This is a genomic window from Brevundimonas vesicularis (genome assembly GCF_032067225.1).
GTDB classification, from domain to species: domain Bacteria; phylum Pseudomonadota; class Alphaproteobacteria; order Caulobacterales; family Caulobacteraceae; genus Brevundimonas; species Brevundimonas vesicularis_F.
The window spans coordinates 1-13341 of the sequence record NZ_DAMBJX010000039.1 but is presented as its reverse complement, the minus strand read 5'-3'; the positions used below and the strand labels follow the sequence as shown (position 1 = coordinate 13341).

12 protein-coding genes are annotated in these 13341 nt (G+C 65.2%); 8 read left to right on the top strand and 4 right to left on the bottom strand.

Annotation, left to right across the window (positions count from 1 at the left end; all coding sequences use genetic code 11):
• Positions 1-1455 (top strand): DUF4861 family protein (locus tag RT123_RS10950; RefSeq protein ID WP_313009158.1); only part of this gene is annotated, 1455 nt, incomplete at its 5' end.
• A gap of 109 nt (positions 1456-1564) precedes the next feature.
• Here RT123_RS10950 and RT123_RS10945 read toward each other — a convergent pair.
• The 4 genes from RT123_RS10945 to RT123_RS10930 form a co-directional block, all read right to left on the bottom strand.
• Entirely contained in the window at positions 1565-4426 is a 2862-nt protein-coding gene (locus RT123_RS10945; protein WP_313009157.1) for a TonB-dependent receptor, read from the bottom strand.
• 974 nt (positions 4427-5400) lie between these two features.
• Complete coding sequence (locus RT123_RS10940) at positions 5401-6072, bottom strand: MBL fold metallo-hydrolase (RefSeq protein WP_055808303.1); 672 nt, start codon at positions 6070-6072, stop codon at positions 5401-5403.
• An 11-nt stretch (positions 6073-6083) separates the two neighbouring features.
• On the bottom strand, positions 6084-7523 hold the full coding sequence (locus RT123_RS10935) for a YncE family protein (protein ID WP_055808301.1): 1440 nt from the start codon (positions 7521-7523) through the stop codon (positions 6084-6086).
• On the bottom strand, positions 7520-7927 hold the full coding sequence (locus RT123_RS10930; RefSeq protein WP_055808492.1) for a DUF305 domain-containing protein: 408 nt from the start codon (positions 7925-7927) through the stop codon (positions 7520-7522). Before RT123_RS10930 ends, RT123_RS10935 begins: the two co-directional genes overlap by 4 nt.
• Before the next feature lie 115 nt (positions 7928-8042).
• On the opposite strand from RT123_RS10930, the gene RT123_RS10925 reads away from it, so the two are divergent.
• From RT123_RS10925 to RT123_RS10895, 7 genes are all read left to right on the top strand, one after another.
• Positions 8043-8927, top strand: a complete 885-nt coding sequence (locus RT123_RS10925; protein WP_055808299.1) for a LysR substrate-binding domain-containing protein — start codon at positions 8043-8045, stop codon at positions 8925-8927.
• A 110-nt stretch (positions 8928-9037) separates the two neighbouring features.
• Positions 9038-9529, top strand: a complete 492-nt coding sequence (locus tag RT123_RS10920; RefSeq protein WP_162237593.1) for a uracil-DNA glycosylase — start codon at positions 9038-9040, stop codon at positions 9527-9529.
• Between the two features lie 127 nt (positions 9530-9656).
• The gene (locus RT123_RS10915; RefSeq protein ID WP_156363211.1) at positions 9657-10178 is read left to right on the top strand and encodes a hypothetical protein; all 522 of its coding nucleotides are present in this window, start codon (positions 9657-9659) and stop codon (positions 10176-10178) included.
• A 22-nt stretch (positions 10179-10200) separates the two neighbouring features.
• Entirely contained in the window at positions 10201-11382 is a 1182-nt protein-coding gene (locus RT123_RS10910) for a TDT family transporter (protein ID WP_313009154.1), read from the top strand.
• Positions 11383-11415: 33 nt separating this feature from the next.
• The gene (locus tag RT123_RS10905; protein WP_082503531.1) at positions 11416-12039 is read left to right on the top strand and encodes a DsbA family protein; all 624 of its coding nucleotides are present in this window, start codon (positions 11416-11418) and stop codon (positions 12037-12039) included.
• Positions 12040-12046: 7 nt separating this feature from the next.
• Positions 12047-13036: a malate dehydrogenase gene (locus RT123_RS10900; protein ID WP_066550122.1), complete on the top strand. Its 990-nt coding sequence runs from the start codon at positions 12047-12049 to the stop codon at positions 13034-13036.
• A 91-nt stretch (positions 13037-13127) separates the two neighbouring features.
• Positions 13128-13341: OsmC family protein (locus RT123_RS10895; protein ID WP_409514906.1), on the top strand; the 214-nt coding region annotated here is incomplete at its 3' end.

The following is a 13341-nucleotide window of genomic DNA, read 5'->3' as shown; positions in this document are numbered from 1 at the left end:
GGCTGGGTCATCGGCGGTTTAGTAAGATGGCTGGAGTCCGTGCCGGCCGATTTCGCCGGCCGCGCCTTCTATGTCGATCTCTTCCAGAAGATGGCCGGCAGGGTCGCAGGACTTCAGCAGGAGGACGGACTGTGGCGCGCCAGCCTTCTGGACCCCGAGGCCTATCCCGAGGCTGAAACCTCAGGCTCGGTCTTCTATGTCTACGCCCTGGCCTGGGGGATCAATCACGGCCTTTTGGATCGCGACACCTACCTGCCGCATGTGTTGAAGGGGTGGGCCGGCCTGAACCGCCATGTCCTTGCGAACGGCCTGGTGGGCGCAGCGCAGAAGACCGGCGATCAGCCCGTGTCGACCGACCCTGAGGACGTCGGCCTCTATGCTTCAGGAACCTATATTCTGGCCGGGTTGGAAGTCGCGTCGCTGAATGACCCAGTTCGCTCTCTGCCATTGGCGGAACCCACGCGCGACACGGCCGAAGTGATCGCTGCGACCACACCTGTCCCGCCCGCCCCCGTGACGGTCGTCGGCGCCGAAGAAATACGCCGCCGAGACGCCGAAATGCGTGCGACCTCGGCGCTCTCCTACGATCCATCCGCTCTGAATCGACCCTCGACCATCGAACCGCTGGAGCCGCCGCCGGCAGATCAGCGGCGACCGCGCGCCGTCGCCCGCTTCGCGCCGGATCGTTTGGATGATCTGCTATGGGAAAACGATCGCGTCGCTCATCGCATTTACGGTCCCACGCTTGAAGCGCGCGAGGCGCCCTCTGGCTCGGGCATCGATGTGTGGGCCAAACGTGTCCGCTATCCCTTCATGGACCGCCAGTTGAAGTTCCCGAACTATCACGTCGATCGCGGTGAAGGCCTGGATTATTACGACGTGGGACGCGGCAGAGGCGCCGGAGGTCTGGGCATCTGGTACGACAACAAGCTCTGGACCAGTCGCAACTTCTCCACCGACCAGATCGAGAAAACCGGCGGCGACGAGGCGCGGTTCAGCGTGACCTACCGCCCTTGGCCGGTCGACGTCGTACGCACGGTTTCAGAAACGCGTGAGTTCAGCCTTCCGTTAGGGTCCAACTTCACGCGCATGACTTCAACTCTAACCTCGAATTCCGACGCACCGCTGATCGTCGCGATCGGCATTTCGAAACGCAGCAACGACAACGGACGGGGTTTCGTCACGCGCGACGCCGCACACGGGCGTCTGATGTTCTGGGAGCCTGAGAACCCCGAGCATGGCTCGCTTGGCATCGCCTTGGCGGTTGATCCTGCAACGGTCGAAGGCTTTACCGAAGACGCCGACAACTATCTGATCCTGGTGCGGGTCACGCCGGGTCAGCCGTTCACCTACTACATGGGATCGGCGTGGGATCGCGGCCTGGACTTCGCCACGCGCAGCGCCTGGGAAGATTTCGTCGCAAACCAAAGGTTCGACTTCCGCCAAGGCAACTAGTCAGCAGGCGAAAATTCTCTCGCCGCGTCGCGCAGTTCGGCCGATGTCAAAAGAAAGGCGGCGCCGGTTATACCGACGCCGCCTGTCTTATCTCGCCGATCTGTTGGGATCAGAAGCGATACCGCGCGCCGATGTAAATCTGGCGGCCAGTGTGGTGATAGACATAGGTGCTGTCACGCGGCAGGCCGATGTCGCCGTGGTTCTGACGGTTGGCTTCGTCGGTCAGATTGAGCCCCTCGACAGAAACACTGAGGTTATCGGTCAGGTTATAGGATGCTGAAGCGTCGATCGTCGTGGTTTCGGTTTTGCCCTGATACGGAATCAGGCCCGTGGCGCCGTTCGAACCCGGCACGTTCTGGAAATAGGTGTCGCGATAGGCCGCTGACACACGCGCATTGAACTTGCCGTCGTCATAATACAGCGTCGCATTCCAGGCGTTTGGCGACAGGTTGACCAGATCCGCCGTCACGAAGGCCGCGCAGGTTGCGGTGACGCAATACTGAATCTCGGATTCAACGTGCGTGTAGTTCAGCTGCGTACCGATATTCGACAGCAGGCTGGGCAGGAAGGAGAACGTCTGTTGATAGCTGATCTCGAAGCCTTTCAGCGGGCCACCCGGCGTGTTTGTGGGCGTGCTGAACTGATAGATGTCGCCGGCAGGACGACCGCCCGCCGGGAAGGCCACAGGGTTCACGGCCGTCAGTTGGCTGTACGACAGCGGTTCGGTGGTCGTCTGCACATAGGTCGAGATGTCCTTGTAGAAGTAGGCGAAGGACAGCAGAGCTTCAGGCGCGAAGTAATATTCAACCGAAAGGTCGTAGGTTGTTGCCCGATACGGTTCCAGCTCGACATTGCCCAGCGAGGCCGTATTGGTCGCCGCCCCGGCCGCGCTCAACGTGAAGACCGGAACGAGGCTGGTGACAGGCGGTCGCGCCATGACCTTGGCGGCGCCCAAACGCACGATCAAATCCTTCATCGGCTCGATCGACACGTTCAGCGACGGTAGGGTGTCGTCATATTCGTTCTCGCCCCGGACCGGCGTCGCAACACCACCGACGTTCGAATAACCCAAGGCGTCGACCTCAGTCTTGACCTGACGCACACCGAGGTTGCCTCGGAAGGGCACACCCATGATTTCCGTGTCCCAATCGGCTTGCACATAGGCGCCGGTGTCGGTCTCGGTCACGTCACGCCAGTTGCCATAGGTGGACGGATTGCCGTTCAGGCCGATCAGTCGGAAATCACCGCCTGCTACGCCCGTGTCGCAGTTGCAGTTGTAGTTCCAGACTGTTTGCAACGCAGCCAGATCCGGCCGAACCCAGCTGGTCGCAGCGCCCGACGGCAGATCGAGATTGCGACCGAACCCGCTTAGCAGATTGGTGACCGAAGCCATGCTCGTGCCCGCCGGCAGCGCTGGCGAACCGTTGGCGTTGTTTGGGCGCGCGAAGGCGCGGCTGCTCGACTCGTATTCCTTGCGGCTGACGCCCGCTTTCAGTGTGAGCCAATCGCTTACGTCGAAGGCGAAGTTGGCCTCACCCGTCGTATAGACGTTTTCCTGGAAGTTCGAACTGATGCGCAGCTCCGAGCGGGGCTGGGCGCCGGTCGGTCCGACAACACTCCACTGCGTGGGGTCGGCGACGTTGAAGCCCCAGTTGATCGCCGGCAGATTGCGGTTCTGGCGGAAGTCATAGGAATAGCCATCGACGTTCTGTCGATCGATAATGGCGCTGATCTGAACCGGATTGGCGAAGCTGGATTCCGCGCGACCGATCAGGCCGTCGAACCGCAGCCGATCCGAAAACTCGTGCTCGACCCCAAAGGTCATCTGCTTGAATTCGGTTTCCAGCTCGTCAAACCGCTGCTCGCTGCGGATGTCCATGTCGTCGAGCTGGGCATAGATCATCTCGCCAGTGTCGGGATCGATCTCGAAGCTCATGATGTCGACCTGCGGCTTGCCGCCCTGATCGGCGCCACGGCTGAGCGACCAGGCTTGCAGGAAGTTTTCGCTGCGGGTCGAATCCAGCTTCGAGTACAGCATGTCCATCGTGAACAGGGTCGGACCGTTGCCGGGGCGGGCTTGCACCGACAGCGTCGCGCCCAGACGCTCCTGGCTGTGCTCCAAGCTGCCATAGCGCGGGATGCGAGGGTGGTAGGTGCGCGCGGCGTTCGGCAGGACAGCGCCATTCTGGAAGCCGCCGTCGGCGCTGGCAGGTCCCCAGCGCACCGAGCTGAAACCTTCCTCCAGACTGTCGCGCTCGCTGTAGGCGATCGAGAACAGAGCGCCGATCTGGTCATCCGCCCAGGTGTTCGAAATCAGACCGGCGAAGCGCGGGCTCCAGTCCTGCGACAGATCGTTGTAGCCGTACTGGCCAGACAGCGCGCCCTGGAAGCCCATCTTGTCGAATGGACGGCTGGTGCGCAAATCGACGGTCGCCCCCAGCGACCCCTCTTCCGTCTCGGCCGAGGCGGTCTTGCGCACCGTGATATTGTTAAAGAGCTCTGAGGCGAAGACGTTGAAGTCAAAGCCACGACCGCGATTCACCCCGCCCGACGAGTCGGTGGCGCCGGTCGATGCCTGGGCCTCGATGCCGTTGATCCGCGTGCGGGTGAACTCCGAACTCAGACCGCGGACGGTGATCGACCGGCCCTCGCCCGCATCGCGGTCGATCGAGACGCCGGGAATGCGCTGGATCGACTCGGCCAGATTGGTGTCGGGGAAATCCGCGATGTCCTCAGCTGAAATGGCGTCGACGACGCCAGCTTCGCGGCGTTTGATGTTTAAGGAATTCTGAAGGCTGGCCCGGAAGCCCGTGACGACGATGTCATCGACTTCTGCAGCGTCATCCGTCTGAGGTGCAGCGACCTCGGCCGTTTGAGCGGCGGCGTCATGCGCCATCATGGCGAGAGCTAGGGCTCCCAGCGACGCGGTGGCGACCAGGGCGTGGCGCGCAAATTTGTGGCGTTGGATCATTCTAGTTTCTCCTCCCAAGTGTTGCGCATCAAGGATCGAACGCCCTCGTTCACGCCTCCCGCTGCTGACGGGAGACACCGGTGTCACAGCGAGTTGGCCGCTCGACTGCTACCGGTGTCATTCATGTTTAGTCATATTCGACCGCGACTCGCAAGCAGGCGACGATCCTGATGGTGGATTTGTAATCTCGTCGAAGAGCGTGGGTTAAGCGGGAAAGTAGTTGCAACCCGCACGCCGGCGCACCGTGCGGTTTCGAAGAATACCTGCCACTTGAAAGAACCGACGGACGTCCTGCCCTATTCCCACTCGATTACACGAAGGCCGGTAGCGCGTTGATCGGCAAGGACTTTGCACCAGAGGTCACCTAAAGCGCCGTATCGTAGTCCGAATAGATCGTGGACTGTTGAAAACAATGAAGAAATAATCGGATGTAAAAAGCGCGTGATCACGAGATCTTTCGGGGTGTATTGACAATGCCGCAGGCGTGGTGCGCGAGGGAATCGTACCGGTATACCTAGGCATAGGCGGATACCATAGCCTGACGTTTTGAAGAACAGGCGAGGCCTGGAGCTCATCGTCATCTATCGGCAGATCTCCTGCCCTTTCATTCCGCCTGGCTTCAAAGTCGCGCGCCGCCGCACGCCGACCGAGCGCGTGAGCGCTCGGTCGGCGTTGAACAACTATTCCCCGGCGCGCTCCGCTTCTCCGGCGTGCTGGCTTCGAGAACATCGATGCTGCCGTCCGCTCCCAAAGTTGCGATCCCCATGGCCGCCTGCCTTCCCACCGGGACGAGTGGCACGTCGGGGCCTCGGTGACCACTCCTGCCACCACAGCGAAGCGCAAAGCCAGCTTCGCGCCATGAGCGGACATGACAGTCACCGCGCAAAGGCGACATTCACCTGAGTTACCACGCCGAGCCGCCGCCATTTTATCGCGATCGCAATCGCGCGAAACCGGTGGAGGTGCAGACTGCGTCAGTCATGGTCAGAGACGTCGAACCCGTCTCCGGGCGCCATCGGCCGGTGCAGTTTGATCCCGGCCTTGTCCAGATAGGGCTCGTAGACGTCGTAACGCTGCCTGAGGAAATAGTCGCGAGCGTAGCCGTCATGGACCGGGACGACCGATTTTGGCTTCATCCGTTTGGCGAACGCATGGACAGTGAGCTCGGTCAGGTAAGGCGCCATCACCGGAAGGGCCAGCACCTCCACGCCCGCGAACCGATCCAGACGGCTGTCGAAACTGTCGCCCGGGTTGAGGAAAACGTCGTTGACGAGGAAGGCTGTCAGTTGCGGGCTCTCGTCCGACAGGATGGGCTCATGCGCGACCGGCTGAGCCTGCAGCCGGAACGCGCCGAAGGTCCGTTCGCCCTCCTCGAACACCGTGACCGACAGCCCCTTCTCGCCGAGCTTGTCGGCGACCTCGCCGTTGCCGACGAGTGTCGCGCCACTCGCCTGCACGATCCTGGCCAGAGCGTCAGGGTCGATGTGGTCGGGATGGCCGTGCGTCAGGACGATCGTCGAGACATCCGAAAAGACAGCAGGATCGACCCGTCCGTCGACGAACGAAAACTTGCCCGGATCGAAGAGCAGTCGATCTGCACCGATCGTCAGGCGCAGGCAGCTATGGACGAACTTGTCGATCCGCATGGCGGCCGGTCCTATTCCGACTGTCTCTGGACGACCGCGCCGATCGCCTCGGGCGTGCCCGAGGCGATGACCAGCCAACGGCGGGGTGCGCCGGCGTCGGCGGCGACCACCTGACGGATCGGGCCCACGGCGTTGACGACCGCAGACCCAGCCGGATTGGTCATGAACTTCGTCAGAGGCTCGAGCGTCCCCGATCCGTCCGCCGCATTGGCGAAGGCGAGGACATAGGGCTTGCCGGGTTGGAGGCCTGCGGCGGCGATCTGCAGCATCTGGACCTGCCCCTGCTCGAACAAGGTCGCCTGGGACCGGGTGTCGCCCTCGCCCGTCAGAACGAGTTGATGCGAGGCGCGAGCTGCGCCCAGGGGCGTGAGGTTGGCCCTGCCGTCACCCTGAGTGACCGCACGCGGCACATAGGTGACCCCTTGCGGTCCCTGACCGATCGGCACGGTGGCGATCACGCGGTTGGCCAGGGTGTCGATGACCGCCACGCCGTCGCCATTCTCCAGCCCGACGTAAATCCGCGAGCCGTCGCCGGAGGGCCACAGACCGTGCGGCAGCGACCCCACCTCGATCTCCGTCACGAGCGTGAAGGTGTCGGTGCGATAGACCTTGACCCGGTTCTCGGTCCCGACGGTCACATAGGCGAACTGGCCCGCCGCGTTGCGCACGATGTTGACGTGGTTGGTCAAGGGGCCGGTGTCGAGCGTCTGTAGGACAGCGAACGGCGGACGGGCGTTGAAAACCATGGTCTTGCCCACGTCCTTCAGCGTCATCCAGACCTGGCTTCCATCGGGCGTGGCGGCGATGTCGGGGCAGAACGGACTGGCCTGGGCCACCCGACCGACGATCTGACGGGTCGCGGTCTCGACTACCACCGTCTCGGGACTGAAGCTGGAGCAGATGTAGGCGTAGCGGCCGTCCGGCGAGAAGATGGTCATGCCCGGCCCGTTGGGCGTCTCGACCCGGGCGGTCTCCTGATAGGTCGCGGCGTCCAGCACCGAAACATAGGCCTCGCCCCGCACCGTGACCCAGACCTCGCGGCCGTCCGGCGTGAAGAAGGCCTCGTGCGGAGAGCGCCCGACATAGGTGGTATGTTTGACGGTGTTGCTGGCCGTGTCGATGAAGCTGACCGAGTTGGACCCGATCGAGACCACGGCGATCGTCTTGCCGTCCGGCGCCGCGCCGATGCCGTGGACCAGCAACTGGCCCTTGTAGAGCGGGCTGAGGTTGGCCGGAGTCGGTTCGCCGAGGGAAATCACCCCCAGCAGGCCGTTGGTCGAGGGATCGACCACCGAGACGGTGTTGGAGAACTGGTCGGCCGAATAGAACCGATCCTGGCTGCTGATCGGGATGGCGGGCGCCGCCGCCGCGCCCGGAACCTGATCGGCCAAGGCGTGTCCGGCGGACAGGCTGAGAACAAGGGCGGCGATGGCGCGGGCTGTCAGGGTCATGATCCGTGTCCGTGATGGGTCGAGGTCGCGCCGCCGGTCGGCGTCGGCGCATCAGAATGGCGGGTCAGGTAGTCGCGCATCAGGGCGATTTCCTGGGTCTGTTCAATGATGATCCCCTGGGCCAGACGCTTCATGGTCTCGTCCTGCCCGTACAGAAGCTCGACGCGCGCCATGTCGATGGCGCCCTGATGATGCGGGATCATCATGGCGGCGAAGTCCACGTCTGGGTCGCCGGTGGATTCTACCGCCATGTCGCGGTGCATCCGCTCCATCGCCTCGGCCATCGCCGCATCGAAGTCCGAGCCGGGCATCTGTGCGAAGGCCATAACTGCGGCACCGGCAGTCGCCGAGCCAAGCGCCAGGACGCCGGTTCTGATCCATCGGGAGGGTGGGGCGTGGGTCATGATCCGATCCTGCAGGCGATCGTCCCGGACGACCAACGCGATGTTCCGCTCGGAACGTTCGCCGTCGCCGAACGTTCCCTGTCGAAGTCGCCGCTTCGTGGGTTAGGATTGTCCCATGACCCTGGACCAGCTCCGCATCTTCGTCGCCGTCGCCGAGCGCCAGCACGTAACCCGCGCCGCCGAGGCCCTGAACCTGACCCAGTCGGCGGTCAGCTCGGCGGTGACGACGCTGGAGGGCCGCCACGGCGTCGCCCTGTTCGACCGCGTTGGCCGCAACATCGTCCTGAACGAGGCGGGCGCAACCTTCCTCGTCGAGGCCAAGGCGATCCTCGCCCGTGTCGAGGCGGCGCAGGACGCGCTCGACGACCTGGGCGGCCTGAAACGCGGACGACTGTCGATCCACGCCAGCCAGACCATCGCCGGCTGGTGGCTTCCCGCCCGACTGACCCGGTTTCATCAGGCTCATCCCGGCATCCGCATCGAGGTCTCGATCGGCAATACGCGCGAGGTGGCCGACGCTGTCCTGGAGGGCTGCGCTGAACTGGGTCTGGTCGAGGGCGAACTGAACGAGCCGGCGTTGAGCCGTTCGGTTCTGGATCACGACGAACTGGTGCTGGTCGTGGCGGCCGACCACCCCGCCGCCCAGGACGGCGCCGGGCCGCCGGACCTGAAGCAAATGACCTGGGTGTTGCGCGAGCCCGGCTCCGGCACCCGGTCGGCTTTTGAGACGGCCCTCAATCAGCGCGGGCTGGCCATCGACGCTCTGGACGTGGCCATGACCTTGCCCGGGAATGAGGCGGTCGCCGCCGCCGTCGAGGCCGGTGCGGGAGCGACGGTCGTGTCGCGCAATGTCGTCGCCGCGCGCCTGCGCGCCGGCATCCTCGCCGCCCTGCCCCTGACCTTGCCCGACCGCCCGTTCTGGCTCCTGCGGCACAAGCAGCGCTATCGCTCAAAGGCGGGCGAGGTGTTCCTGGCGTCCCTGACGGCGTCACGCCATTGAGCGCGTCGGCTCGTCAAGGCGGTGTCTGGCCTTCACTGGTGAATGACCGCGCGCCGCCTCACACGCATCTCGAGGGACTGAACGGATTCCTGAGAGCTCTGGATAGGGGCGTGGGCGCTCAACAAGGTACGCCGAAGTTCGACCCCCTCGACGGTGGAGACGAGGCGGAAATCCTTGTGCTTCTGGAGACACCGGCCCCGGGACCGCAAGCGGATCGCCTCGTCTCCATCGACAATCCCACGGGCACCGCGCGCAACCTGAAGCGCGCGATGGAAGCAGCGGGGCTCGACCGCCGCCGCATCGTCCTTTGGAACACGGTCCCCTGGCTTCGCTCGGGGTCCGCGCGACCGCTGACAAGACAGGAGATCGCCTCCGGCCTGGCCACGCTAGAGGGACTGGTCACCCCGCTTCATCGCCTCAGGGCCGCGGTATTGTGCGGCCGCGTCGCCGCGATGGCGGCTCCGACGCTGACCCGCCTGCGGCCTGAAGTGGAGCTGTGTCTCGCGCCACACCCGAGCCCGACGTTCATCAACACCGCCCCCGAGCATCGTCTTGGCCTGCAGGCCGCCTTTGCGTGGGCAGCCGCGCTGATCACCCCCTAGGGCGTTCATTCGATCAAAGCGAACAAACCTATCTAAAACATCCGTTGGAGCTGATGATCCAAGAGGCGCATCCCGGATGTCGAGGAGCGCGCCGAAGACTGGCCTCCACTCCGAAAGGAGAGCCGCCATGACCACCCTTCTCGCCGCTCCGGCCATGCGCCAAGGCCGCAGGTCCGTCGCCAGGCGCCAGGCCATCGGTCCTGAGAATGTAAAACCGCAGACGCCTTTCATTCCGCCTTCTCCCATCGCCGCGACCCAATCCGGCGAGACCTTGCACCGGGTCCAGCCTGGCGTCGGCCTTACCGGCGTTCACCCCGCAATGGTCAAGGCGGTCGCGGGTCTCTACGCCGCCATGGTGGCCGTGTTCTGGCTGGTGTTCGGTCACGGCGAGGCGATGCTCGCCCTGGGCTTCATCACCGTTCTCGGCCTGATGTTCTTCGGCCTTCTCACCGGGATGAGCCTGCTGGCCGATACGCCTGCGCCGGGCGAGCGCATCCGCTCCTTGAACGATTGCCTCGCCGGTCGCGTGATCATCGACACGGGCTGGATCAGCGGCCGCGAAGCCGCGTTGCAGATGCTGACCCTGCCCGCCTGCCTTCTGGTCACCGCCGTCGTGCTCGGCGCCGTCTATCGCTTCACCGCGGGCTGACCGCTCGTCTGGATAACCTCTCATGGCTCATGACATTCACGTTCGCGACGTCGCCTTCGGCCTTCGCCCGTTGGCGAGTCTGCAATCGCCCAGGGAGATCGTGCGGCAGTTCACGCCGAACTGGTTCGCCGCCACCATGGGAACCGGCATCCTCGCCCTGGCGCTGAACCAGCTTCCGGTCCCCATACCCGGCGTAAAAATCGTCGCCGAAGCCCTGTGGGTTTTCAACATCGGCCTGTTCGCCCTGTTCACCGTTCTCTACGCGGCGCGCTGGATCTTCTTCTTCGACGGCGCGCGACGAATCTTCGGCCATTCGGTCGTGTCGATGTTCTTCGGCTGCATCCCGATGGGGCTGGCGACCATCATCAACGGCCTGATGGCCTTCGGCCTGGCGCGCTGGGGCGAAGGCGTCGTGCCGGTCGCCGAAGCCCTGTGGTGGATCGACGTGGCCCTTGCCGTCGCCTGCGGCATCGGCATCCCCTTCATGATGTTCACCCGCCAGGAGCACGCCATCGACCAGATGACGGCCGTCTGGCTGCTGCCGGTCGTGGCGGCCGAGGTCGCGGCCGTCACCGGCGGCCTGATCGCGCCGCACCTCGCGGACCCGAACGCCGCCCTGTCGGTGCTGGTAGTCAGCTATGGCCTGTGGGCCCTGTCCGTGCCGCTGGCGATGAGCATCCTGGTCATCCTCGTGCTCCGCATGGCGATCCACAAACTGCCGCACGCCGGTATGGCGGCCTCCAGCTGGCTGTCGCTGGGCCCGATCGGCACGGGCGCGCTCGGCATGCTGGTGCTCGGCCAGGCCGCGCCCGCCATCTTCACCGCCGCCGGTCTGGGCCAGTACGGCGACGCCGCGCGCGGGATCGGCCTGATCGGCGGCCTGCTGCTGTGGGCCTACGGCCTGTGGTGGGCCGCGATGGCCGTGCTGATCACCCTGCGCTACTTGCGTCAGGGCCTGTCGTTCAATCTGGGCTGGTGGGGCTACACCTTCCCACTCGGCGTCTTCTCTGTCGCGACGCTGAAGCTGGGAACCCTGCTCCCCATCCCGGCCTTCAACCTGTTCGGCATGGCCCTGGTCGCCGCACTGCTGGTGCTGTGGCTGATCGTCGGCGCCCGTACGGTGCGCGGCGCCTGGCGCGGAGACCTGTTCGTCGCCCCCTGCCTCGCCGAGGCGGCCAAGCGCGACATCCCTTGCGCACGCTGATCCGCCTCCACTCCGTCCTTTCTGGAATCACCAATGCCTCATGACCTTTTCACGCCGTCACGCCGCGTCCTCATGGCGGGCGGCGTCGGCGCCTTGATCACCGCCTGTGCGCCGCGCGCGGCCGAAGCCGACGACATGGTGCTGGGCCAGGCTGACGCGCCCGTGACCCTGATCGAATACGCCTCGACCACCTGCGGCCCCTGCGCCCGCTTCGCCATCGAGGTGCTGCCCGAACTCCGGCGGCGCTACATCGACGCCGGGCGGGTCCGGCTGATCTATCGCGAATTCATCACCGGCCCCGCCAACCTCTCCGCCGCCGGCGTTCTGCTGGCGCGGTGCGCAGGCGAAGATCGCTATTTCGAGGTCATCGACGCCCTGATGCACGGCCAGTCCGAATGGGCGAACGGCGGCGGCCCGCGCGACGCCCTCCTCAGGATCGCGGCGCGGTTCGGCATCAGCGAGGCGCGGCTTCAATCCTGCATCACCGATCCCGAGGCCATCGCGGCCCTGGAGCGCCGTGTCGCCCGTGCCCGCGACGCCGGGGTGAATGGAACGCCGACGCTCTTCGTCCAGCACCGACGTCTGGACACCGCCCTGACCCTCGAAGCCGTCTCCGCCTCGATCGACCAAGCCCTTTCTCAAACCCCGCAATCCTGAGGTTCCGATGCCCAACGCCCCCGTCAAGGTCGCCGTCTCCGGCGCCGCCGGCCAGATCGCCTACGCCCTGCTGTTCCGCCTGGCCCAGGGCGATGTGTTCGGGCCCGACACCCCGATCGATCTTCGCCTCCTCGACCTGCCTCAGGCTCAGGCGGCGCTCCAGGGCGTGGTCATGGAGCTGGACGATTGCGCCTTTCCGCTACTAACCTCCATCCAGACCACCGACGACCCCATTATCGCCTTCGACGACATCGACGCCGCCTTTCTGGTCGGGTCGCGCCCCCGCGCCAAGGGCATGGAGCGCCGCGACCTGCTGGCGGCCAACGCCGCCATCTTCAAGACCCAGGGCGCGGCCCTGAACGCGGTCGCCAAACGCTCCGTCAAGGTTCTGGTGGTTGGCAATCCGGCGAACACCAATGCCTGGGTGGCGATCCAGTCCGCGCCGGATCTGCCGCCCGGCGCCATCACCTCGATGATCCGCCTCGACCACAACCGCGCCGCCGCCCAGTTCGCGCGCCGCGCGGGCGTCCCCGTCGATGCCGTGGAGAAGCTCGCGGTCTGGGGCAATCACTCCCCGACCATGTTCGCCGACTGGAGCCATGCGACCGTGGAGGGCCAGTCTCTGGCCGGGCTCATCAACGACGAGACCTGGTATCGCGACACCCTCATCCCTGAGGTGGCCCGTCGCGGCACGGCCGTGCTGGAAGCCCGCGGCGCCTCCTCGGCGGCCTCGGCCGCCAACGCCGCCATCAACCATATGCGCGACTGGGTGCAGGGCTCGAACGGCCGTTGGGTTTCGATGGGCGTCGCCTCGATCGGCCAGTACGACATTCCCGAAGGGCTGGTCTGCGGTGTGCCGACGACCTGCCGCGACGGCGTCTATGCGCCCGTCACGGGTCTGGAGCTCGACGCCTTCACGCGCGCCGGTCTGGCCGCTTCGGTGCAGGAGTTGATCGAGGAGCGCGACGCCGCGCTCGCGGTCCTGGCGGACGCCTGATCATCCGACGCCGTCGAACATGCTCATGTAGTCGCCGTCGCCAAGGCAGGCGACGGCGTCCCTGTTTTCCAAACTTCGCCGAAGGATTCCCATGACCGACGCAGCTTCCCGGCCCTCGATCGCGACCGACGCCGGTCTCGGCGGCCTACAACTGACGATCACCGCGGGCCCCGCCCGCTTCGTGGTCGACGAACCCGTCGCCCTGGGCGGGCTGGATCTCGGTCCGACCCCTCACGAGCTGGTGCAGGCGGCGCTCGCCTCCTGTACGGCCCAGACCCTGCGCCTGTACGCCAACCGGAAAGGCT

Bases quoted from the DNA above. Each gene is read 5' to 3' on its own strand.
- RT123_RS10925 (WP_055808299.1), top strand. From the start codon at position 8,043: ATGACCCTGGACCAGCTCCGCATCTTCGTCGCCGTCGCCGAGCGCCAG.
- RT123_RS10900 (WP_066550122.1), top strand. From the start codon at position 12,047: ATGCCCAACGCCCCCGTCAAGGTCGCCGTCTCCGGCGCCGCCGGCCAG.
- RT123_RS10945 (WP_313009157.1), bottom strand. From the start codon at position 4,426: ATGATCCAACGCCACAAATTTGCGCGCCACGCCCTGGTCGCCACCGCG.
- RT123_RS10940 (WP_055808303.1), bottom strand. From the start codon at position 6,072: ATGCGGATCGACAAGTTCGTCCATAGCTGCCTGCGCCTGACGATCGGT.
- RT123_RS10915 (WP_156363211.1), top strand. From the start codon at position 9,657: ATGACCACCCTTCTCGCCGCTCCGGCCATGCGCCAAGGCCGCAGGTCC.
- RT123_RS10935 (WP_055808301.1), bottom strand. From the start codon at position 7,523: ATGACCCTGACAGCCCGCGCCATCGCCGCCCTTGTTCTCAGCCTGTCC.
- RT123_RS10930 (WP_055808492.1), bottom strand. From the start codon at position 7,927: ATGACCCACGCCCCACCCTCCCGATGGATCAGAACCGGCGTCCTGGCG.
- RT123_RS10905 (WP_082503531.1), top strand. From the start codon at position 11,416: ATGCCTCATGACCTTTTCACGCCGTCACGCCGCGTCCTCATGGCGGGC.
- RT123_RS10910 (WP_313009154.1), top strand. From the start codon at position 10,201: ATGGCTCATGACATTCACGTTCGCGACGTCGCCTTCGGCCTTCGCCCG.